The sequence below is a fragment of the Vibrio sp. AIC-3 genome (genome assembly GCF_013114515.1).
In the GTDB taxonomy this organism is placed as follows: Bacteria; Pseudomonadota; Gammaproteobacteria; order Enterobacterales; family Vibrionaceae; genus Vibrio; species Vibrio crassostreae_C.
The window spans coordinates 140,806-163,386 of the sequence record NZ_VTXG01000007.1; the positions used below are offsets into that span (position 1 = coordinate 140,806).

The window sequence follows — 22,581 nt, forward strand, 5'->3', positions numbered from 1 at the left end:
CCTGTTGAGCTGGACTCCAGATCATTTTAAATCTGAGAATAATTGATTATACTGTTCATAGATACAGTTGTAAGGTTGAGCTATTTCCAAATGTGCAGTTCGGACCAAGAGAAAGTCAGAAAAATAATCCATGTCGATATGGATTGTTTTTACGCGGCTGTAGAAATGCGTGATAACCCTGCTTACCGAAATCGCCCGTTAGCTGTTGGTGGGCATGAAAAGCAACGCGGCGTTTTGAGCACCTGTAATTATGAAGCACGCAAGTTTGGTGTTCGCTCTGCAATGCCTACCGGAAAGGCCCTACAGCTTTGTCCTAATCTATTGGTTGTGCCGGGAAGAATGTCGGTCTATGTCGAGATATCTAAAAAGATCCGTGAAATCTTCTCTCGATACACATCAATCATTGAACCACTTTCCTTGGATGAAGCTTTCCTTGATGTCACCGATTCTAAGCGGTGTCACGGTTCAGCAACACTTATTGCCGAGTCTATTCGCCGTGATATTTGGAACGAACTGAACCTGACAGCTTCTGCAGGAATTGCACCGATTAAATTCTTGGCGAAAGTGGCCTCAGATCTGAATAAGCCCAATGGTCAGTTTGTTATCCCTCCACAAGACGTGCAATCAGTGATCGATGAGCTACCACTTGAAAAGATTCCCGGTGTTGGCAAGGTGAGCATTGAAAAGCTGCATCAAGCAGGTTTCTTTACTTGTAAGGATATTAAAGAGTCTGACTATCGAGACCTCCTACTCAAGTTTGGCCGTCAAGGTGCATCACTCTGGAAGCGCAGTCATGGCATTGATGATCGAGAAGTTATCATCGAGCGCGAGCGAAAATCGGTAGGCGTAGAGCGCACCTTCACTCAAAATATTTCAACTTACGCTGAATGTTGGCAGGTAATCGAAGACAAGCTATTTCCTGAACTCGAGACTCGCTTAGAAAAGGCTAGTCCAAGCAAAGCGATCATCAAGCAGGGCATTAAGCTCAAGTTCGCCGACTTTCAACAAACCACGATTGAACACATCCATGCCTCTCTCGATCGTGAACACTTCAAAGAGCTGCTTAGTGAAATACTGAAAAGACAACAGGGGCGAGAAATACGCCTGCTTGGTTTAAGCGTAATGCTGCAACCTAAAGACCAAATGCGTCAGTTGAGCTTCTTTTAAAGATAATGAGTGAGATGAATACCGACTACGCTTCATAGCCTAGTCGGTTTTTTATAAGTAAGAATTACCTAGGAAGTTGTTTTACTCGCGCTAAGGTATCACTGAACGGTTGCTGCTCTAGCTTGCCGTAACCGACCATTTTACTGGCTTTGAGTTTGGTTGAAAGCGGGGTGGCGATTCCACATAAGAAGCGAGTAATTGCCTCGTCGGTAATCAGTTGTTGGCTAGCCGAAATAAACTCATGTATCCATGTCATCACCGTCTCATCATCGATAGGTTCAACATCAACGGTTGGTAAGATTGCCACTTCTCCTCGACATACAGAGCAGTGACCGCAGTTTGTTGGTGCTTTATCATCGGCAAAATAACTCGCAAGGCGTGAGCTTAGGCAAGTATCCGCCTCAAAGAAATTCAGCATTTGGTTAAGGCGGTTTATCTCGCTGTTTTCTTTTGCTTTAAACAACTCAGTTAGACGCTCTGACAGTTGCATCATATCTTCAGAAGTATTGTGGATCGCGTAGACATCGGTGATCTGCTTGCTTTCTAGTTCAATCCAACCTTGTTCATTGAAGTAGTCGATAGCCGCAATCACACGCTGACGATCGGCTTGGAAGTGTGTCCAAAGCGCATCGAAGTCGACTTGGCACCACACTCTTGCTTGAGGAGAGCATTGGAAAATCGCTTCGACAAATTGACGACGTTCACTTTGAAATTGCTCTGTGATCTGCTGTTTCGGACGAATGAACTTAAATTTGTAGTCTGCGAAGTAGCTGTACTTGGGCTCAATCACACCTTCAATTTCGAGATACACCAGTAGTGTTTTTAGCGGTAACTGACGAATGTTGGATTCACGTGATAGTTGATTAAGCATGATCTCCCATTGATTCGAGCCAGAAGCGCCAATGTTTTGATTTTCGTAGATCTCTTTTAATACCGCTTGGATCGATATGTTGTCTGGCGTATCACCAAAAACGAAGTTCTCGAGTGTGCTTAAACCGTGTTTGTTAGCCAGTAAAATACATTCAGACGCTTGCCCATCTCGACCAGCTCTGCCGATCTCTTGTGAGTAGTTTTCGATCGATTTTGGTAAGTCAAAGTGAATCACTCGGCGAATGTTGGACTTATCCACGCCCATACCAAACGCGATAGTTGCGACGATACAGCTCACGTCATCATTCATGAATTGGTGTTGAATAGCATCTCTATTTTCAGGCTTAAGACCCGCATGGTAAGCCACTGCATTAACGCCAGCATTGCGAAGCTGCTGAGCCACCATCTCTGCCGTTTGTTGAAGGGTGACATAAACAATAGTCGGAGCGAGAGAAGCTTGGTTAACCACATTGCACAAGGTTTCTAGCTTACTGGTTTGTTCACAAGGTTGAATCGACAGATCGAGATTTTGACGATAGAAACCCGTAACCACAACGCGCTCCTCATCAATTTCAAACTTTGACTTCATATCTTGGATAACCGCTGTAGTCGCAGTGGCTGTCAGTAGTAGAACCTGAGGAATATTGAGCTGTTTTTGGTATTGAGGAAGCTTCAGGTAGTCGGGTCTGAAGTTGTGTCCCCATTCTGAAATACAGTGCGCTTCATCGACCACAAGCAGTGAGATCGACACTTGGGAGATAAACTGACGAAAGCGTTCGTTCTTCAAGCGCTCGACGGAGATCATGAGGATCTTGGTGTCACCGTTACGCACTGACTGCATAACCTGTTGTGTGGTTTGTCGGTCTTGGCTTGATTCGATTGCCGCTGCGCTAATGCCTTTACTGTGCAGGAAAGCGAGTTGGTCTTTCATCAAGGCTAACAGTGGCGATATCACCAAGGTTAAGTGCGGTAACTCTAATGCTGGTAATTGATAGCACAGCGATTTACCTGAGCCTGTCGGGAATATCGCGGCAGTCGAGTGACCAGATAGAACGTTATCAATGACTTGCTTTTGCCCATTGCGCAGTGAGTCGAATCCGAATACTTGTTTTAGCTTCTGCTCAATCATTTATGTTCTACCTGAGTTATTAAGTGTCGTATTGATGCTAAAGCGGGCGCCTATTCATGATAGCGTCGCTTGATGAATCAAATGTCTTGCACCTGATTGTACCTAATTCTATTCTGTAGCTCCTATAGAAAAGCACCCCAATAGTATGAATAAGTCTGAGCTTCGCCAAATAATCATAGAGCAACTCGAATCCCGATTACGTATCGCACAATCTGCGACTCAGCGTGCGATTGATGCTGCGACCGATGAAGAGACTGTGCCTGAACATAAGTACGATACATTGGCATTAGAAGCTTCGTATCTCGCCCATGGTCAAGCGGTGAGGGTACAAGAGTGTGAAGACGATATTCAGTGTTATCGTAACTTAGTGTTGCGTGATAGTGAGAAGGTTACGGTGAGCAGTTACGTTGTGGTCATTGACGAGCATGATCAATATAAACACTTTTTTATGGGGCCGAGAGTCGGCGGACTTTCTGTCACGTGGAATGAGAATGAGATTGCCATCGTGACGGCAAATGCACCTTTTGGCCAGGCTCTAATGGGTAAAGAAGTTGGTGATGAGATTGAGTTTAAGGTCGCAGATAAACAGTTTTGCTACGAAGTTATCTCTATCGACTAACTAACTGACTAATAGATATAAAACGTTTCTCTGACAAAGGAGCATATACCAAGGGTATAGTAATCTGTCAGATTGATGAGAGGATGTTATGAAAAACAATGTATTTATGAAAAACAGTGTATTAATTGCATCACTAACAGCGGTTATCGCTGTTGTGAGCTTGCCAACGTTTGCTGCTCAGTGTCGAGTTGATTTGAAGAATGAACTACGAATTGATGACCAAAAAGTCGAAATCCATCAAGTGAATGGTGATACGGCCGTTTTTGATGATAACAACGACCTCTATATTCATGGTGAGAAGGTTGAGCTTGATGCCGACCAACAAGCGGCGATTGAGAAATATCGCGAAAACATGAGTGAGTACTTACCTCGAGCGAAACAAATGGCCAACGATAGCTTAGCGTTAGCCAATGACGTGATTGATGATATCGCGGCTAGCCTGGATTCACCTGAGTCATTTGATAATGTAAAAGAATCAATGAAAACCTACTTTGCAGAACTGGAAGCGCGTTATTACAAAGATGGCGAATTAGTGTTGCCTGCAGAAAGCTTTGATTCGATGGCCAATGGCTGGTCTGAAGATTTCGAGAAGGCGAAAGAAATCTTTAACCAAGAATTTATCTCTAGCGCTTTTAATGCGATGTCAGAAAAAATGAAACAAGACGGTGGCCTAAACCTGACTGAACTGGCTGACAGTATGGCTGAATTAAAGCTGAAAGTTGAAGAGCGAATGAAAGAACACTCTCAACAAGTACAGGAGGAAGCGAATGAGTTCTGTGATTCACTTGATGAGATGGCAGAACAAGAGCAAGAACTGCATGAAATCATTCCGAACTTAAAAGATTACCAAGTATTCACAATTTAATTCGAGTCTAGTGATGAATAGCAAGAGCACCGGTTGGTGCTCTTTTTGTTTGTATAAATGGAACCACACGGCGAGTATTTATCTCAATTCAATCCATTTTCTTCTTAAGCCTACTACTTCGCTTTGTTGATTATAATTGAACGATAAGACTGGTTGTTTGTTAATTTTGTGGTTCCAAATAGCGCATTGATTGTAAAAATCAGAGAATTGTTCATTTATTGGTTGTGCCTATCATTGCTTTTTATTACTGTACTTTTCAACTAGTTCACTGATTTTTAATGCGGGCGATATGGACCAACAATCTTCCTCTTCAAGAGAGCACTTTAGCTCTCGTTTAGGTTTTATTTTAGCAGCGGCTGGTGCAGCGGTTGGCTTGGGTAATATTTGGGGTTTCCCGACTCAAGTTGCTAGCAACGGTGGTGGCGCTTTCCTTTTAGTCTATTTGATCATGATCTTCGTGGTTGCTTTCCCTATGTTGGTGGTTGAGATGGCTATAGGCCGTCACGGCCAAGCAAACCCAGTTGATAGCATGCGATCTTTGACGACAAACCCTTTGGGTAAGAAAGTCGGTGAGTTTGTCGGTTGGGTTGGACTGAGTGTACCAAGCGCAGTGTTGGCGTTTTACAGTATTGTTGGTGGCTGGTTGATCTGTTTCCTAATTGGTGCGGTCGCGGATCTTATCGGCCTAGAAGCGATTGCTGATTGGTTTAAGGGCTTCAGTGTTGAGCGCAACGTATTTGGTACCGTCGCGTTCTATGTACTGACTATCTTGATTGTGCAGGGCGGTGTTAAGCAAGGCATCGAGAAATGGTCGACTCGTTTGATGCCTGCGCTGTTTGTTTTATTTGGCTTATTGTTTGTTTACATCATGACGCAATCTGGCGCGATGGAAGGCCTAAAACATTACCTTATTCCAGACTTTGAGAAAGTGTGGGATAGAAAACTGATTCTGGCGGCAATGGGACAGGGGTTCTTCTCACTCACTATTGGCGGTTGCTCGATGTTGGTTTATGGCTCTTACTTAAGCAAGAAAGAGAACCTACCAAAAATGGCGATGAACGTAACTCTGGTGGATACTGCTGTCGCTTTTATTGCTGGATTAGTGGTGATGCCAGCAATGTTTGTTGCGATGCAAAAAGGCGTTCAAATCTACGCTGAAGACGGCTCACTATTAAGCTCTGACACTCTAGTATTCACGGTTTTGCCGTTGATGTTTGATAGTTTAGGTGTGCTTGGACAGATCTTTGCGATTGTGTTCTTTTTACTACTAACGATTGCTGCACTGACTTCTTCGATTTCGATGCTTGAAGGCCCGGTTGCGCTAGTGAGTGAGCGTTTCAATACTAGACGAACGCCAACAAGCTGGGTGATTGGTGGTGCTATCGCACTGTTTAGTGTGGTGATTGTTTACAACTTTGCTGCGATGTTTGGCATGGTAGCAATGATTGCGACTCAGTATCTTCAACCGGTCGCTGCACTGATGTTCTGTGTGTTTGGTGGCTGGGTATGGAGCCGAGCTTCAAAAGTGAAAGAACTTGAGCAAGGTTGTCCTGATTTTCAACTTGGTTGGTTTGGCAAGGTTTGGCCAATGTATGTGAAGTTTGTGTGCCCAATCTTGGTCGCAACGGTTATTTGGGCTTCTTTCGGTTAATGCAGAACCCTATCTGGGCTTTTTGAAATTACCTCCTCTGAACTTGAAATATTAAGCACAAAGCCACTCATAAAGAGTGGCTTTGTTGTTTTTATATAAAGCTTAGTGGCACGAAATATAAAGCTATAGCGGCACGAACAAGATAGAAAAAAGGCGCTGAACATAATATTCAGCGCCTTTGCATTGTTCGTTAAGCAATCGTGATTACTTAATTTCCATACCTTGAGCTTGCAAGTCTGCATGGTAAGAAGAACGTACAAACGGGCCACACGCTGCGTGAGTGAAGCCTAGCTCTAGAGCAATCTCTTTCAGCTCATCGAACTCAGAAGGCGGCACGTAGCGTTCTACTGGTAAGTGGTGACGGCTTGGTGCTAGGTATTGACCTAGTGTCAGCATAGTCACACCATGTTCGCGAAGGTCTTTCAGTACTTGAACGATCTCTTCTTTTGTCTCGCCAAGACCCATCATCACACCTGATTTTGTTGGGATATCAGGGTGCTGCTCTTTGAATTTCTTCAGTAGATCAAGAGACCACTTGTAGTTCGCACCTGGACGCGCTTTACGGTATAGACGTGGCGCTGTCTCTAGGTTGTGGTTGAAAACATCTGGCGGGTTGTCTTTCATTAGGTCAAGCGCAACGTCCATACGACCGCGGAAGTCTGGAACCAGTGTTTCGATACGAATATTTGGGTTGAGTTCGCGAATCTCACGGTTACAGTCAGCAAAGTGCTGAGCACCGCCGTCACGCAAGTCATCACGGTCAACTGAAGTGATTACAACGTACTTCAGTTTCATGTCTTGAATTGTTTTAGCCAGTTTCTTCGGCTCTTCAGCTTCAGGAGCAACAGGACGACCATGGGCAACATCACAGAACGGGCAGCGACGAGTACAGATAGCGCCAAGAATCATAAACGTTGCCGTACCGTGGTTGAAACACTCGGCTAGGTTAGGGCAAGACGCTTCTTCACAAACTGAGTGCAGGTTGTTTTTACGCATTGCTGATTTGATTTCTTGAATACGATGGCTGTCTGAAGGAAGTTTAATCTTCATCCATTCAGGCTTACGTAGAACTTCTTTCTGTTCAGCAGGCATATTCTTTACGGGAATTAATGCCATTTTGTCAGCGTCACGATATTTAACGCCTTTTTCCATTTGGATTGGTTTGCTCATGATTTTATGCTTCTGCTGTAATGTTACTGGTGGCTTGAATGTCTACTTGGTCATAGCCGAGTAGCTCTACGAGCTCTTGTATTAACTGTTGCTCAACGTTTTCTAGTTCACTTGGTCCGCCGAGTTGGCTTACCTGCGCCATTTCCATACCTTGGTAACCACATGGGTTAATACGTAGGAATGGAGACAGGTCCATATCGACGTTGAGTGCTAACCCGTGGAACGAGCAGCCACGTCGAATACGTAATCCAAGTGAACAGATTTTCTTGCCATCGACATAAACACCAGGAGCGTCAGGTCGGGCAGCTGAATCTATATTGTAAGCTTTCAGAGTATTGATTACGAGGTTCTCGATATGAGTAACCAAATCACGTACTCCGAATTTCTTGCGGCGGATGTTAATCAGAAAGTAAGCCACTAATTGGCCTGGGCCGTGGTAAGTCACTTGGCCACCGCGATCGCTTTGTATTACAGGGATATCACCGGCATTTAATACATGCTCAGCTTTGCCTGCTTGTCCTTGAGTGAAGACAGGGTTGTGTTCAACCAACCAAACTTGGTCTACGTCTTCTTCCGTGCGTTCGTCTGTGAACTTATGCATGGCTTTCCATACAGGTTCGTAATCCTGACGGCCTAATTTTTTTACGATTAGCTTATTTTGCAAAGCTGCACTCCCTCAAGGATTAATAAAGTGAACGCATTATAAACGCGAAACATGATTCTAACTACAGACGGACTGCAAGGTTTTTCAACTTTCTTTGTATTTATTGAAAATTAAGTTGAATGAATTTGAGCTAGATAGGGCGCTTTAAACAAAAACAGCGGCAATAAGCCGCTGTTTTTCATGTGTAATCGGAGATTACAGAACCATACGAACGATTTCGATCTCGCCCAGTTCTTTATAAAGAGTTTCTACTTGCTCAATTGAAGTCGCAGTAATATTGATAGAAACAGAGTGGTAGTTACCTTTCGCACTTGGTTTTAGCGTTGGGCTGTAGTCACCAGGAGCATGACGCTGGATCACTTCTAGTACTAGCTCAGTCAGTTCTGGCTTAGCGTGGCCCATTACTTTGTAAGTGAATGAACAAGGGAACTCTAAGAGGTCTTTTAGTTTTGCATCAGAATTGATGTTCATGATTAGCTCCAAAAGGCTAGACTCTCGCAAATTGGCGAAATGTCGATAAAAAGCGTGTTCGGTCAACAGACACGAGTAATAAGGCGGAATATTACGTGTAAAAATCACCGAACTCAAGATCAACAAAAGCCGCACATGGCGGCTTTTGGTTCGCTAATGAGTAAATCATGAACTTACTCATTAGGTTAGCTATACAACAAGCTTGGGTTTTACCTAGAACAAACCTTTTGCTTGTTTAGAATAAACCCTTGAACAGAAGAACTAGGTAGTCCCATAGACGGCTGAATAGGCTGCCTTGGTCTACATCTTCAAGTGCTAGTAGTGGGTATTCAGCAACGTCTTCACCGTCTACTTGGTAGAATAGTTTACCAACTACATCGCCTTTGCTGATTGGCGCTTCTAGCTCTTTCTCAAGAACGAAGCTTGCCTTCAGGTTCTTAGCTTGACCACGAGGTAGCGTTACGAAAGTATCTTCGTCGACACCCAGTGCAACTGTGTCCTTGCTACCCATCCAGATCTTCTCTTCTACGAAGGTTTCACCGGCTGTGTGTGGTGCCACTGTTTCAAAGAAGCGGAAGCCGTAGCTAAGCAGTTTTTTGCTTTCTGTTTTACGAGCATTCGCATTCTTGGTGCCCATAACTACAGCCACTAGGCGCATTTTGCCTTCTGTCGCTGAGCTTACTAGGCTGTAACCTGCATTGCTTGTGTGGCCCGTTTTGATGCCATCAACGTTCATGCTCTTATCCCATAACAGACCGTTACGGTTGTATTGGGTGATGCCGTTGTATGTGAATTTCTTCTCTGAGTAGATACGGTACTCGTCCGGTACGTCGCGAATCAGCGCCTGACCAAGTAGCGCCATATCGTAAGGCGTTGAGTATAGGTTCGGGTTGTCTAGACCGTGCACGTTAGCAAAGTGCGTGTCTTTCATGCCGATAGAGCTTGCCCAAGCGTTCATTAGGTCAACGAATGCATCTTCAGAGCCAGCGATGTGTTCAGCCATAGCAACACATGCGTCGTTACCTGATTGAATGATGATACCGCGGTTTAATTCTTCAACTTTAACCGTAGTGCCCACTTCAACGAACATCTTAGATGAATCTGGGAAGTTTTTAGCCCAAGCATTTTCACTGATTACAACATCGTCGTTTAGGTTGATGTTGCCACGGTCGAGCTCTTGGCCGATCACGTAGCTCGTCATCATCTTGGTTAAACTTGCTGGAGAAAGCTGAGTATTCATCTCTTTCTCTGCTAGTACTTTGCCTGAATGGTAATCCATCAGAACAAAACCTTTAGCGGCGATTTGAGGAGCATCAGGAACAACAATAGGAGCGGCGAATGACGATGTAGCTATCGTTGCAGAAAGAGCAACAGAAGTAGCAAAAATCGATTTAACAAGTTTATTAGATTTAATCATTTTGAATGCAATTATTTGGTGAACTATTCATATATTAACAGAATCACTCTGTCACACCAGAGCGCTGATTACCAGAAGTAACTGTTAGATTAATTAGCGAGTTAGGGTGTGTTTTTTTATATAAGCTGACGGGTAACCCATTAGCTTAACTTGTTCTAATTTCTCTTGAGTCAGAGCATAGTCATGAAATGGCCCAATCATCAGACGGTAGTTGTCATCATTTGGCTGCAAGAACGTTGCTACTTCTAGCTGTTCGGCTAGATCTTTCGCTAACTTCTCTGTTCTATCTTCATGTGGAGATGTTGCGACTTGAATAATAAATTGCGGTAAAGCAGCCTTTTTATTTGCGTCGGTTGGCATAGCTACAGTAATGACTTCAATCTCAACATTTGCCGTGCCGGTTCTTAACACATCGAGCTTGTAAGCTGCCGCATAACTAAGGTCAATGATTCGGCCTTCATGGAATGGGCCGCGGTCATTGATACGAACAATCGTCGTTTTGTTATTGTCGGTATTCGTCACTTTTACATAGCTTGGAATTGGCAATGTTTTGTGCGCCGCAGACATCGAATACATGTCGTAGATCTCGCCATTAGACGTTAAGTGACCATGAAACTTCTTACCGTACCAAGAGGCTTTGCCTTTCTCAGTAAAACCTTCGGTTTTCTTTACGATCTTGTAGTCTTCGCCACGCAAAGTGTAATCCGTATTACCACCTAAACTATAAGGTTCATACTGAGGGTGAGCATCCTCGAGATGCTCTACTGAGATCGGTGCGTCTGGTGCAATATCTGAATCAATATCGTAGCGCCCTGTTGGCTGCTTTGAAGAACAACCATTGATTAAAATCGCTAGCCCCAAGATAGAGACTATTTTTTTGATTGGCAGCTCTTCAACCAAGGATGCTTTGTTTTGAAACGTTGTAATAGACATCGATTAGGTCGCCTTTGAGAATGCTTTTCTGTGTGTATGTATCGACATTAAAATACCAAAACCAGCCATGAGGGTAACCATTGAAGTACCGCCATAACTGACTAGAGGAAGAGGAACACCAACCACAGGTAGAATGCCACTTACCATGCCAATGTTTACAAAAATATAAACGAAGAAGCTCAGTACAATACTGCCGCCCATCATTCGACCGAATGCGGTTTGAGCTTGGCTCGCAAGCACTAAGCCACGTCCAATAATGAACAAGTAGATAGCAAGCAAGAACAATATACCAATCATGCCCCACTCTTCGGCAATGACCGCAAAAATGAAGTCGGTATGACGCTCTGGAATAAACTCTAGTTGAGATTGAGTGCCTTGCAGCCAACCTTTTCCTGAAATACCACCAGAGCCTATCGCAATCTTACTTTGAATGATGTGGTAACCCGCACCTAATGGATCTGATTCAGGATCAAAGAGGGTTCTTACACGTACCTTTTGATATTCACGCATCAAGAAGAACCATAAGATTGGAATAAATGCCCCTAACGCGATTGCCGCGCTAGCAATGATTTTCCAACTGATACCAGCCAGGAATATCACGAAGATACCAGATGCGGCGATAAGGATAGATGTACCTAGGTCAGGCTGCTTTGCGATTAGAATCGTCGGTACAAACACCATCACTAGCGAGATCGCTAATGTTTGGAATGTTGGTGGAAGTGAGCGCTTACCGATAAATCGTGCCAGCATCAAAGGCACCGCGAGCTTTAATAGCTCTGACGGTTGGAATCGAACAAAGCCGAAGTTTAACCAACGCTGGGCGCCTTTAGAGGCTTCACCAAAGAACAACACGCCCAATAGCAAGATGACACCACCTACAAATAGCAGTGGTGCCAAGGTTTCATAAGTACGAGGTGAGATTTGCGCTAGGAAGATCATCACACCTAAAGACAGAGCCATGCGCATCGCCTGGCGGTCCATCATCGCAAGGCTTTGTCCGCTTGCGCTGTACATGATCAGCAGGGCAAAGCCCATTAAAACCAGAATGCCAAGCAAAAGCGGCAGGTCGATATGCAGCCTTTCGAATAGGGCTCTATTTCGTCCAGTTGAAGGATCAAGTTTCATTATTTAATTGGCTCACTTTGATAATCTTCTGCAAGGATAATATGGTCTAAAATCCTTCTTACTACTGGGCCGCCGTTAGAAGAACCGCCACCTGCGTTCTCTAGAACGATAGTCACGACGGCTTCAGGATCTTCAAAAGGCGCGTAACCCGTAAAGAGGGCGTGATCGCGTAAGTGCTCTGCGATTTCATCCGCGTTGTACTCTTCATCTTCTTTTAAGCCGAATACCTGTGCGGTACCCGATTTACCAGCGGTTTGGTAAGACATCTTCTGGAATGAACGTCTTGCCGTACCTTTCTTACCGTGGTTAGCCAGCCTCATACCTTCCTGAGCGATATCCCAATACTTCTTCTTAACCCCGGTTAGCGGTGGGTAAGTTTCAATGTCCGACATGATTTGTTCATCGAATGGACGACCGTTATCAATGGTTGAACGAAGTAGGTGAGGTGCGGTTACTTCACCTTCATTGACCAAAACTGATGTGGCTTTTGCAATCTGCATGGGTGTTGCAGTCCAGTAGCCTTGGCCAATACCAACTGGGATGGTGTCACCTTGGTACCAAGGCACACGGTGTCTTGCCATCTTCCAATCACGAGTTGGCATATTGGCTTTGCTTTCTTCATAAATATCGATGCCAGTATAATCACCAAAGCCGAACATCATCATCCATTTGGATATGCGATCAATGCCGAGATCATAAGCAATTTGGTAAAAGAAGGTATCCACCGACTCTTCAATCGCTTTTTCTATATCCACGACACCGTGTCCCCAACGCAACCAGTCACGGAATGGTCTCGTTTTTGAGTTTGGTATCTTCCAATAGCCTGGGTCATTGCGCGTAGTGTTTGGTGTAATAACACCTTCTTGCAGAGCAGCAACAGCAATGAAGGGTTTGATCGTCGATGCTGGTGGGTAAATCCCTAGCGTGGCACGGTTAACCAAAGGGCGGTTTTTGTCTTGAAGTAGCGCGTTATAGCCTTTAGACGAGATACCATGCACGAATGCGTTTGGGTCGTAGCTTGGGCTCGATACCATGGCTAACACGCCATTGTCTTTCGGATCGAGAACGATAGCTGAACCACGGCGGCCATCAAGTAACTTATGTACGTATAGCTGTAGCTTGATATCTAAGTTAAGTACGATATCTTTGCCTGGAACCGAAGGGACAAATTTGAGGGTACGAATCACTCGTCCACGACTGTTAACTTCGACTTCTTGGTAGCCAGCTGTACCGTGCAACATATCTTCGTAATAACGCTCAATACCCAACTTACCGATATCACGTGTAGCTTGGTAATTGGCGTCTTTTTCTTCTCGCATCAAGCGTTGCATATCACGGTCATTGATGCGCGATACATAGCCTATTACGTGAGTGAGCACATCACCGTAAGGGTAGAAACGCTTCAAAGTTCCCGTAACTTCAACACCTGGGAATTTGTGTTGGTTTACAGAGAAGACGGCAACTTGTTCTTCAGACAGTTGATTAAGAATAGGTACTGATTTAAAGCGTCGTGAATTACGACGATCACGATTAAAGCGCTCGATACGCTCTGGCGGGATCTCAATTAATGCTTGCAGACGAGCAAGCGTGTCATCCATATCTTTAATTTTTTCGGGTATGATTTCTAGATTGAAAACAGGACGGTTTTCGGCAAGAAGTATACCGTTGCGATCGTAAATCAAACCACGGTTAGGGGCGATCGGAACGACCTTGATACGGTTGTCGTTAGAACGAGTTTTATAGTCTTGGTATTGATTGACCTGAATGTTGTACAGGTTAACAACCAACATCGACATCATGACTATGATCCCCGCAAACGCAACAAAAGCACGGCTAGTAAATAGTCGTGCTTCTGCTTTGTAATCGCGGATTTGGCTACGTTTACGTAACATTAACGCTTATTCTCGATGATAAGGGTGGTTAGCAGTGATGCTCCAAGCTCGATACAAGCTTTCAGCCATGATAACGCGTACTAATGGGTGAGGGAGAGTAAGCGCAGACAGAGACCAACTTTGGTCTGCGGCCGCTTTACATGCAGGTGCTAATCCTTCAGGCCCGCCAATTAGGATAGATACGTCACGTCCATCCAGCTTCCAACTTTCTAATTGCTCAGCAAGTTGAGGTGTATCCCACTTTCTACCTGGGATATCGAGCGTGACAATACGGTTGCCTTTTGGAACTGCAGCCAGCATCGCTTCACCTTCTTTTTGAAGAATGCGTGCAATATCTGCATTTTTACCGCGCTTTCCTGCAGTAATTTCAATGAGCTCTAATGGCATATCGTGAGGGAAGCGGCGTTTGTATTCTTGAAACCCTTCTTCAACCCACTTTGGCATTTTTGTGCCAACTGCGATTAACTGGATCTTCAAAGCTTAGCCCCAAAGTTTTTCTAGTTGGTACAGCTCACGATGCTCTTCTTGCATAACGTGAAGCATGCTTGTGCCCATATCTAGAACAACCCATTCACCTTCTTGCTGACCGTCCATACCTAGAGGTTGCATACCCGCTTTACGCACTTCATCAGCAACATGCTGTGCAATAGAGGCAACATGGCGTTTAGAGGTGCCAGTACAAACAATCATGTAATCAGTAACGCTTGATTTGCCTTCTACATCGATAGTTACAATCGATTCTGCTTTCATGTCGTCGGCTTTGTCTGCAAGAAAATCTTTTAGTTCTTCACGTAACACTGGGTGTTCCTTTAATCTGAATTTAGCTTTGTTTAGGGGCTGTCGACCCTAGAATATAACACGCTTTTATGCGTGGAATGGTATTGAAGCTGAAGGGATACAAAACTCTACGCTTAACTGATGAATTAGTGGCCAAGGCGACTGCTCATATTGAGTTTTTGTCATCAATTCAGCTTGAGTGAGCAACGCGAACAAAGAGTGTAATTGAGAAATCGAAACTCTTGTTAGCGCGGCGTTATAAAGAGGCTTTTTAGATTGCCAGATACGGTGTTTTTCGAAGACCTGACCAATCGGCATCTGTTTCATTTGTTGCTGCATTTGTAATAGCAGAGCAAGCTCTCGTTGTATGCTACGTAATAAAATGACGGGTTCGACACCTTCAGCTTCTAGCTGACGCAGGATTCGTTGTGCTCGATTTCCTTTCCCTGCCAATAGGGCATCACTCCAATGGAATGGAGTGAAGTGGTTGTGGCGGCTCAGCGATTCTTCTAAGCGTACTAACGTGAGTTTTCCATCTGGGTATTGGAGAGCCAGTTTTTCTAGGCTTTGGGTGAGAGCAAATAGATTACCCTCATGCCATTGCGCCAGCATTTGAATCGCTTCAGGGTCTGGCGTTAAACCGATTTGACGGCAACGCGCTTGGACAAACTGAGGTAACCGACTGACATCTGGCGTTAGGCAACTGACCCAGTGACCCTGATTCGAAAGAGCCTTAAACCACTTAGCGCTTTCTTGAGCTTTGGTGAGCTTAGTGCCCACCAAGATTAACAAGATATCACTGTGGATATGCTCGGAGATTGCGAGTAGCTCTTTCGCTATTGCGGCATTGACGCCTGACTCTGGCAGTTCAAGCTCGATGACCTGACGGCTAGAGAATAGGCTCAGTGCTTGAGTGCAGTCGTAGACTTGATTCCAGTCGAGACTGCTATCAATCGCAAAGCGGTGACGTTCTTCAAAGCCTTGCTGTTTTGCAGCCTTTTGAATCGCTTCTCGGCTCTCTTGCAACAGTAGCGGTTCGTTACCAAAAATTAGGTAAACATTACTCAACTGTTTAATAAGTTGCTCTGATAAGCGGTCAGCAAAAATACGCATCAAATAAACCTATTACTCAGCCGAATCGCTAAGTGTTGGTTGTTCTTCTGAAGCTGGTACGATCTCAACATTCTTGATGTTGTATTGCTTTTCGAGTTCTTTCACTTGAACGTGCTCTAGTGCATCTAGGTCCATGCTATCAGCTGCAATGTTCGCTTTTAGTCGAGCCATCTGACGAAGGATTTGGCTTGTTGCCAACTTACGCATCTCATCTTCGATCATGTCTCGTTCAACCGACTTCGCAAGTGCAGTTAGCGGGTTATCTAGGTAACTACGGGTTACGCTGGTTGAGAACGTCTTTGAGCCAAGATCTGGGATCGTTACTCGGTATGAAGCGTTAAATGTTAGCTCAATTTCGGCGGCACGAGTATTTTGGTATAGCGATAAAGTACGCTCACCAACACTCTCGCTAATGATGTGCAGGTTAGGGGTATTTTCAGCTGGTGGCACAATTTCTACATCATTCATGCGCAGTTGGCCTTTCATCATACGTGTAAACGTACTGTATTGGTCGTAACTGGTTACCGAGATCTTATTGAGTTCTTCTGGTACCGAGTAGTCACCGCGCAGGTGAAAACCACAGGCACTGAGTAGACTCACGGTTAGAACAACAATAGTAACTTTCAATGAAGATAGTGAAATCAGGCGCATTATTTGATGGCTCTCATGAAGGTAGAATACTTATTTAAAGGCTTTAGCTTGTTGAAGTGAGGTTAGTCACTGAAAGTAAAGCGTTTAAATAAGTAGACAGGGCAATGTCATTACCCTGTCTAAAGACTGCAAAAAACGAATTAAGTTCGTTTTAGTCTACTAAGATTAGTTAGCAACAATGTTTAGAAGCTTACCTGGTACGAAGATAACTTTACGAATCGTTAAGCCATCTAGGAACTTCTTAGCGTTCTCATCGTTCAGACCAAGCTCACGAACCTGCTCTTCTGTTGCATCAGCAGCAACGGTTAGTTTCGCACGTAGCTTACCGTTGATCATAACAACGATAGTTTTCTCGTCTTCAACTAGCGCTTTCTCATCGAAAGTTGGCCATGTTGCTGAGTCTACGTTTGATTCACCAAGTGCAATCCACATTTCGTAAGAGATGTGTGGCGTCATTGGGTAAAGCATGCGAACAACAGCTTTTAGCGCTTCATCAAGGATTGCACGATCTTGTACAGACTCTTGAGGTGCTTTCGCTAGCTTGTTCATCAATTCCATGATCGCAGCGATTGCTGTGTTGAACGTTTGGCGACGGCCGATATCGTCCGTTACTTTCGCGATAGTCTTGTGGATATCACGGCGAAGTGCTTTTTGGTCACCAGACAGAGCAGAAGCATCAACAGATTCAGCAGCACCCTTAGAAGAGTGAGCGTGAACCAATTTCCAAACACGTTTAAGGAAGCGGTTAGCCCCTTCAACGCCAGACTCTTGCCACTCAAGCGTCATGTCTGCAGGTGATGCAAACATCATGAATAGACGTACTGTATCAGCGCCGTACTTGTCTACCATCTCTTGTGGGTCGATACCGTTGTTCTTAGACTTAGACATTTTGATCATGCCTGAGTGTTCAACTTCACGACCTTGATCGTCGACTGCTTTTTCGATGCGACCTTTACCGTCACGTTCAACCGTTACGTCAGTCGGTGCAATCCACTCTTTGGTGCCTTTTTCGTTTTCGTGATAGAACGCGTCAGCCAGAACCATGCCTTGACATAGTAGTTGCTTGAACGGTTCATCAGACGTCACGTAGCCAGCATCACGTAGAAGCTTATGGAAGAAACGAGAGTAAAGCAGGTGCATACAAGCGTGCTCGATACCACCAACGTATTGGTCAACTGGTAGCCAGTAGTTTGCTTTCTCTGGATCTAGAATGTCGTCTGCTTGCGGTGAACAGTAACGTGCGTAGTACCAAGAAGACTCCATAAACGTATCGAACGTGTCAGTCTCACGTAGAGCGGGTTCGCCGTTGAATGTTGTTTCAGCCCAAGACTTGTCAGCCTTGATTGGGCTCGTTACGCCATCCATTACTACATCTTCAGGAAGAATGACTGGCAGTTGGTCTGCTGGTACTGGGTGAACTTCACCGTCTTCAGTGGTTACCATTGGGATTGGAGCGCCCCAGTAACGTTGACGAGATACACCCCAGTCACGTAGACGGAAGTTTACTGTCTTCTTACCTTTGCCTTCAGCTTCAAGCTTCGCAGCAATTGCATCGAATGCTTCTTGGAACGCAAGACCATCGAATTCACCAGAATCAAACAGTACACCTTTTTCAGTGTAAGCCGCTTCAGACACGTCTAGTTCAGAACCATCTTCAGGTTTGATTACTGGGATGATATCGATGCCGTACTTAGTTGCGAACTCGTAGTCACGTTGATCGTGAGCAGGAACCGCCATTACCGCACCTGTGCCGTAATCCATAAGTACGAAGTTTGCTACGTATACAGGAACAACACGACCGTTAAGAGGGTGGATAGCCGTTAGGCCAGTATCCATACCTTTCTTTTCCATCGTTGCGAGTTCAGCTTCAGCAACTTTAGTGTTACGACACTCTTCAACGAATGCAGCAAGCTCTGGGTTGTTCTTCGATGCTTTCTCTGCAAGAGGGTGACCTGCAGCGATACCAACGTAAGAAACACCCATTAGTGTGTCTGGACGAGTTGTGTACACTTCCAGTGGCGCTTCTTCACCGTTAACAGCGAAAGATAGCTCAACACCTTCAGAGCGGCCGATCCAGTTGCGCTGCATGGTCTTAACCATTTCAGGCCAACCTTCAAGGTTGTCTAAATCGTCTAGTAGCTCTTGAGCGTACTCAGTGATCTTAATGAACCACTGTGGGATTTTCTTTTGTTCTACTGGAGTATCACAACGCCAGCAGCAGCCATCTTCTACTTGCTCGTTTGCAAGTACAGTTTGGTCGTTCGGACACCAGTTCACTGAAGATGTCTTCTTGTAAACTAGGCCTTTTTCGTAAAGCTTAGTGAAGAACTCTTGTTCCCAACGGTAGTACTCAGGCGTACACGTTGCGAATTCACGGTTCCAGTCGTAACCAAAGCCTAGAAGCTTAAGCTGGTTCTTCATGTACTCAATGTTTTCGTAAGTCCATGGTGCAGGTGCTGTATTGTTTTTAACAGCGGCGTTTTCTGCAGGTAGGCCGAATGCATCCCAACCAATTGGCTGCATTACGTTTTTGCCTTGTAGACGTTGGAAACGAGATACCACATCACCGATGGTGTAGTTACGCACGTGACCCATGTGCAGTCGGCCACTTGGGTAAGGGAACATAGAAAGACAGTAGAATTTTTCTTTGTTTGGGTCTTCACTTACAACGAAAGTCTCGCTGTTATCCCAGTGTTGTTGAACCTTTTGTTCAATCTCTTGCGGGTTATATTGTTCTTGCATCGATGGTATCCGGTTATCTTGGAATTTGTGAGTTCGGTTAGAACAGAATCTTACAGATCGTCATAGAATACCTAAAGGAGCTGAGTACAACAATAGTTATACCCTTCATACTTGCAGTTGCCGCTTAGTAGATTGTGTAATTTTCACTGAATTTCGCAGGGCAACTATACTTAAGAGTATGAATTGCATTTGTTTGTAAGCGGGAGTGCATTGCAGCGCATCCGTTTGCTCACTAAAAGGTTGGTTATCTTAAGGAGGTTGTTATGCCGAAGAAAAAAGCGCTCTATGAAGAAGTCGTCGAAGAGGTGATTGAAACGCTGAAGCATAGCCCTGAAGAGCTCAACAACAAAATCGAAACGTCGGGCAAGTTTGCGAAAGCAGCTAATGATATGACTAAAGATGAGCTTTCATTGATCTCTGCCTACGTGAAGTCGGACTTAAAAGAGTTTTCCGAAAGCTATGAAGAGAGTAAAAGCGGTCCATTCTATTTGATGATTGCGGACTCTATTTGGCAAGGGCTGTTGGATATTACTGATCGTACTAAGGTGGAATGGGTTGAACTGTTCCAAGACTTAGAACACCAAGGCTTGTATCAAGCGGGTGAAGTCATTGGCTTGGGAACCTTAGTATGTGACGAGTGTGGTCACCAAACCGAATATAACCACCCAACCAATATCATTCCATGCATTAAATGTGGTTCTAAAGGGTTTAGTCGTAAAGCCCTTAAACCGTAAGCTTCTGAACCATAGCGTATCAACGCAAAACCACAGAAATGAAAAAGGGTTGACCCGATCAGTCAACCCTCAAATCACTTTTCGTCGAATCTAGCTTTTTGGCTTTCTAATTACCCAACCAATCACCAAGCTGAGCATCGCCCAGATATACAGTGGCCACGTACCTGCTGTGTGATAAGGCGTTTGACCATCCGTTGAAATGAGTTCAGCTTTTAACACTGCCGTTTCAAACTGAGGCACTTGCTTGATTATATTGCCTTTGTAATCAGTAACTGCCGTCACACCGTTGTTGGTCGAGCGAATAACCGGCTTACCAAGCTCCAGAGCACGCATCTGTGCAATTTCCATATGTTGCAGAGGGCCAATCGAACGACCAAACCACGCATCGTTAGAGAGCGTTAAAATAAAGTCAGTCTCGTCGGTTACGTTCTGCCTAACTTGATCATTAAAGATGATCTCGTAACACAACGCAGGCGCTAAGTGACGACCATTTGCCACTATGTTTGGTTGAACAAAGTCGCCACGGCTAAATGATGACATTGGCAAGTTAAAGAAAGGTGCTAATGGACGCAAGATATCTTCAAACGGCACAAACTCACCAAATGGTAACAGGTGGTGTTTATGGTAGCGTTCGTCTGGATCGTAGCTGTACTCACCGTATGGATTCACACCGAGAGAAAGAACACTGTTGTAGTATTTCTTATCTTCAGACTGATTCAGCACACCGGTAATGATCGAACTGTTGTTCATCTTCGCTGCGCTATCCAAGTTACGTAGGAAAGATGGGATCTCAACTTCGAATGCTGGAATAGCCGCTTCAGGCCAGATGATGATATCCGCTCCCCAGTTTTCTCTGCTTAGGTCGGTGTACTTCATCATGGTTGGCCAGCGATGACTCGGTAGCCATTTACTGTCTTGATCGACGTTGCCTTGTATCAAGACGACTGACGTGGTTTTTTCAGGGTTCGGCGTGACCCAGTCGATGTTGCGAATACCAAAGCCTGCACTAAATACGACGGCGGGAATGAGAGCGATGCTCCAAGCCCGGTTAACAATCGCATAAGTGAATGCAGAGGCTGAAACAATGATCGCTAAAGTTACTAGCTCTACGCCGCCAATCGGTGCAAATGAACCCAATGGCGAATCGATTTGGCTGTAGCCTAACCAAAGCCAAGGGAAGCCCGTCATTACCCAGCCACGCAGCCAATCACAGACTAGCCAGAATGCAGGAGCTGCAAGGAAAAAGCGGCTTAGGTTATTGGCAGGGAAGAATTTATTCAAACCCCAGGTAAATAGCCCTGAATAAACGGCTAGGTAGCCAACAAGCAATGCCATCAAAAATAGGTTGGCTGCCAGTGGCATGCCGCCAAAACCATCAATGCTGACGTATACCCAGCTGATACCTGTGGTGAATTGACCTAAACCCCATGCGTAGCCAATCCAAAGCGCACTTTTAGGAGAGCGGTTGTGGATCAGTAACAGCAGCAAAGCTGGGCTGAGAATAGCAAGAGGCCATATAGAGTATGGAGCGAATGAAAGGGTGGTTATAGCGCCAACAAAAACGGCCGCAAGCGGCCGTAATAGGCGATGAATAAAGGTATTAGTCATCTAATTTCTGTCATCTCTTTAGAGAGAAGTTGTTATTCTTCGATAGTCGGAAGAGGCTGTTCGTCAGGAATGGTTACCTGTAGCTGAATCACACGACGGTTATCTGCTGATGTTATTTTGAAATGGTAGTTTTCGATTTCTACAATTTCGCCACGAACCGGCAGGTGGCCGAGTGCTGTCATAACCATGCCGCCTACCGTATCCACTTCGTCGTCACTAAAGGCAGTGTTAAACGTATCGTTGAACTCTTCAATAGTGGTTAAAGCTTTTACAGAGAAGGTATGCTTACTCAGCTTACGAATATCTAGCTCTTCTTCATCGTCGAACTCGTCTTCAATTTCACCAACGATTTCTTCGAGGATATCTTCAATGGTTACCAGGCCAGAAACTCCACCAAACTCATCGACAACGATAGACATGTGGTAACGCTCTTCTTGGAACTCCTTAAGCAGGCGATCAACTCGCTTACTTTCAGGAACAACCACGACAGGGCGAATCACTTGTTCGATATCAAATGGAGCACTTTCTGAACCCAAATACTTAAGTAGGTCCTTCGCTAATAGAATGCCTTCAACATGGTCTTTATCTTCACTGATCACTGGGTAGCGAGAGTGTTGAGCATCAGTAATGAGCGCAATCAATGTATCTAGATCATCTGTGCGTTCAACTGTAACCATTTGAGAGCGAGGCAGCATGATATCGCGTACTCGCATCTCTGAAATTTCCATAACACCCTCGAGCATGTCGCGTGTGTCGTGGTCAATTAGGTCATTAATTTCTGAGTCGCGGATTACATCTACGAGCTCTTGGCGATCTTTTACTTCACCTTGAAATAGTTGGCCTAGGCGTTCAAAGAAGGACTTTCTACTCGGACCTTCAGATTTTTTACTTCCCTCAGAAGTGGGGGGGTTACCTTCGTTCATGATTTCTCAAAAAATAACGCTATCAGAAGTGTGATAGCACACGTTACAACTCAGATTCCT

Annotated in this window: 20 protein-coding genes; 5 read left to right on the plus strand and 15 right to left on the minus strand. The window is 44.8% G+C overall.

Going from position 1 to position 22,581, the window contains the following annotated elements:
* Window positions 1–90: 90 nt before the first annotated feature.
* Window positions 91–1,167, plus strand: a complete 1,077-nt coding sequence (gene dinB, locus F0229_RS07675) for a DNA polymerase IV (protein WP_029236421.1) — start codon at window positions 91–93, stop codon at window positions 1,165–1,167.
* 64 nt (window positions 1,168–1,231) lie between these two features.
* On the opposite strand, the gene F0229_RS07680 is transcribed toward dinB, so the two are convergent.
* Window positions 1,232–3,166: an ATP-dependent DNA helicase RecQ gene (locus tag F0229_RS07680; protein WP_017059916.1), complete on the minus strand. Its 1,935-nt coding sequence runs from the start codon at window positions 3,164–3,166 to the stop codon at window positions 1,232–1,234.
* A gap of 145 nt (window positions 3,167–3,311) precedes the next feature.
* Between F0229_RS07680 and F0229_RS07685 the strand changes: the two genes are divergently transcribed.
* The 3 genes from F0229_RS07685 (at window position 3,312) to F0229_RS07695 (ending at window position 6,301) form a co-directional block, all read left to right on the plus strand.
* Window positions 3,312–3,785, plus strand: a complete 474-nt coding sequence (locus F0229_RS07685) for a GreA/GreB family elongation factor (RefSeq protein ID WP_017059917.1) — start codon at window positions 3,312–3,314, stop codon at window positions 3,783–3,785.
* A gap of 88 nt (window positions 3,786–3,873) precedes the next feature.
* Window positions 3,874–4,650 carry a YggN family protein gene (locus F0229_RS07690; RefSeq protein ID WP_137001977.1) on the plus strand — a complete coding sequence of 259 codons (777 nt, stop codon included), beginning with the start codon at window positions 3,874–3,876 and terminating at the stop codon, window positions 4,648–4,650.
* A gap of 289 nt (window positions 4,651–4,939) precedes the next feature.
* A complete protein-coding gene (locus F0229_RS07695) occupies window positions 4,940–6,301 on the plus strand; it encodes a sodium-dependent transporter (protein ID WP_171732569.1) in 1,362 nt (453 codons plus the stop codon).
* 204 nt (window positions 6,302–6,505) lie between these two features.
* On the opposite strand, the gene lipA is transcribed toward F0229_RS07695, so the two are convergent.
* The 12 genes from lipA to leuS form a co-directional block, all read right to left on the minus strand.
* Window positions 6,506–7,471 carry a lipoyl synthase gene (gene lipA, locus F0229_RS07700; RefSeq protein WP_017064177.1) on the minus strand — a complete coding sequence of 322 codons (966 nt, stop codon included), beginning with the start codon at window positions 7,469–7,471 and terminating at the stop codon, window positions 6,506–6,508.
* Between the two features lie 4 nt (window positions 7,472–7,475).
* Entirely contained in the window at window positions 7,476–8,135 is a 660-nt protein-coding gene (lipB, locus tag F0229_RS07705; RefSeq protein WP_004737632.1) for a lipoyl(octanoyl) transferase LipB, read from the minus strand.
* A 195-nt stretch (window positions 8,136–8,330) separates the two neighbouring features.
* Complete coding sequence (ybeD, locus tag F0229_RS07710; RefSeq protein ID WP_026084358.1) at window positions 8,331–8,609, minus strand: DUF493 family protein YbeD; 279 nt, start codon at window positions 8,607–8,609, stop codon at window positions 8,331–8,333.
* Window positions 8,610–8,841: 232 nt separating this feature from the next.
* Window positions 8,842–10,023, minus strand: a complete 1,182-nt coding sequence (locus F0229_RS07715) for a serine hydrolase (RefSeq protein WP_017068508.1) — start codon at window positions 10,021–10,023, stop codon at window positions 8,842–8,844.
* Window positions 10,024–10,116: 93 nt separating this feature from the next.
* The gene (locus tag F0229_RS07720) at window positions 10,117–10,956 is read right to left on the minus strand and encodes a septal ring lytic transglycosylase RlpA family protein (RefSeq protein ID WP_171732570.1); all 840 of its coding nucleotides are present in this window, start codon (window positions 10,954–10,956) and stop codon (window positions 10,117–10,119) included.
* A gap of 3 nt (window positions 10,957–10,959) precedes the next feature.
* The gene (rodA, locus tag F0229_RS07725) at window positions 10,960–12,081 is read right to left on the minus strand and encodes a rod shape-determining protein RodA (protein WP_017062334.1); all 1,122 of its coding nucleotides are present in this window, start codon (window positions 12,079–12,081) and stop codon (window positions 10,960–10,962) included.
* The gene (gene mrdA / locus F0229_RS07730; RefSeq protein WP_017068507.1) at window positions 12,081–13,973 is read right to left on the minus strand and encodes a penicillin-binding protein 2; all 1,893 of its coding nucleotides are present in this window, start codon (window positions 13,971–13,973) and stop codon (window positions 12,081–12,083) included. The genes rodA and mrdA overlap by 1 nt, the downstream gene beginning before the upstream one ends.
* A 6-nt stretch (window positions 13,974–13,979) precedes the next feature.
* The gene (gene rlmH, locus F0229_RS07735; RefSeq protein ID WP_017068506.1) at window positions 13,980–14,450 is read right to left on the minus strand and encodes a 23S rRNA (pseudouridine(1915)-N(3))-methyltransferase RlmH; all 471 of its coding nucleotides are present in this window, start codon (window positions 14,448–14,450) and stop codon (window positions 13,980–13,982) included.
* A gap of 3 nt (window positions 14,451–14,453) precedes the next feature.
* Window positions 14,454–14,771, minus strand: a complete 318-nt coding sequence (rsfS, locus tag F0229_RS07740) for a ribosome silencing factor (RefSeq protein WP_004735247.1) — start codon at window positions 14,769–14,771, stop codon at window positions 14,454–14,456.
* Between the two features lie 66 nt (window positions 14,772–14,837).
* Window positions 14,838–15,863: a DNA polymerase III subunit delta gene (holA, locus tag F0229_RS07745; protein ID WP_017068505.1), complete on the minus strand. Its 1,026-nt coding sequence runs from the start codon at window positions 15,861–15,863 to the stop codon at window positions 14,838–14,840.
* A gap of 12 nt (window positions 15,864–15,875) precedes the next feature.
* Window positions 15,876–16,514, minus strand: a complete 639-nt coding sequence (gene lptE / locus F0229_RS07750) for an LPS assembly lipoprotein LptE (RefSeq protein WP_137002403.1) — start codon at window positions 16,512–16,514, stop codon at window positions 15,876–15,878.
* A gap of 165 nt (window positions 16,515–16,679) precedes the next feature.
* The gene (gene leuS / locus F0229_RS07755; protein ID WP_017068503.1) at window positions 16,680–19,256 is read right to left on the minus strand and encodes a leucine--tRNA ligase; all 2,577 of its coding nucleotides are present in this window, start codon (window positions 19,254–19,256) and stop codon (window positions 16,680–16,682) included.
* Window positions 19,257–19,519: 263 nt separating this feature from the next.
* Here leuS and F0229_RS07760 point away from each other — a divergent pair, with 263 nt between their 5' ends.
* Window positions 19,520–19,990, plus strand: a complete 471-nt coding sequence (locus F0229_RS07760; RefSeq protein WP_017062329.1) for a zinc ribbon-containing protein — start codon at window positions 19,520–19,522, stop codon at window positions 19,988–19,990.
* 90 nt (window positions 19,991–20,080) lie between these two features.
* On the opposite strand, the gene lnt is transcribed toward F0229_RS07760, so the two are convergent.
* Together lnt and corC are read right to left on the minus strand one after the other, a co-directional pair.
* A complete protein-coding gene (gene lnt / locus F0229_RS07765) occupies window positions 20,081–21,598 on the minus strand; it encodes an apolipoprotein N-acyltransferase (RefSeq protein ID WP_137002401.1) in 1,518 nt (505 codons plus the stop codon).
* 32 nt (window positions 21,599–21,630) lie between these two features.
* A complete protein-coding gene (gene corC, locus F0229_RS07770; protein WP_012603382.1) occupies window positions 21,631–22,521 on the minus strand; it encodes a CNNM family magnesium/cobalt transport protein CorC in 891 nt (296 codons plus the stop codon).
* Between the last annotated feature and the right edge of the window lie 60 nt (window positions 22,522–22,581).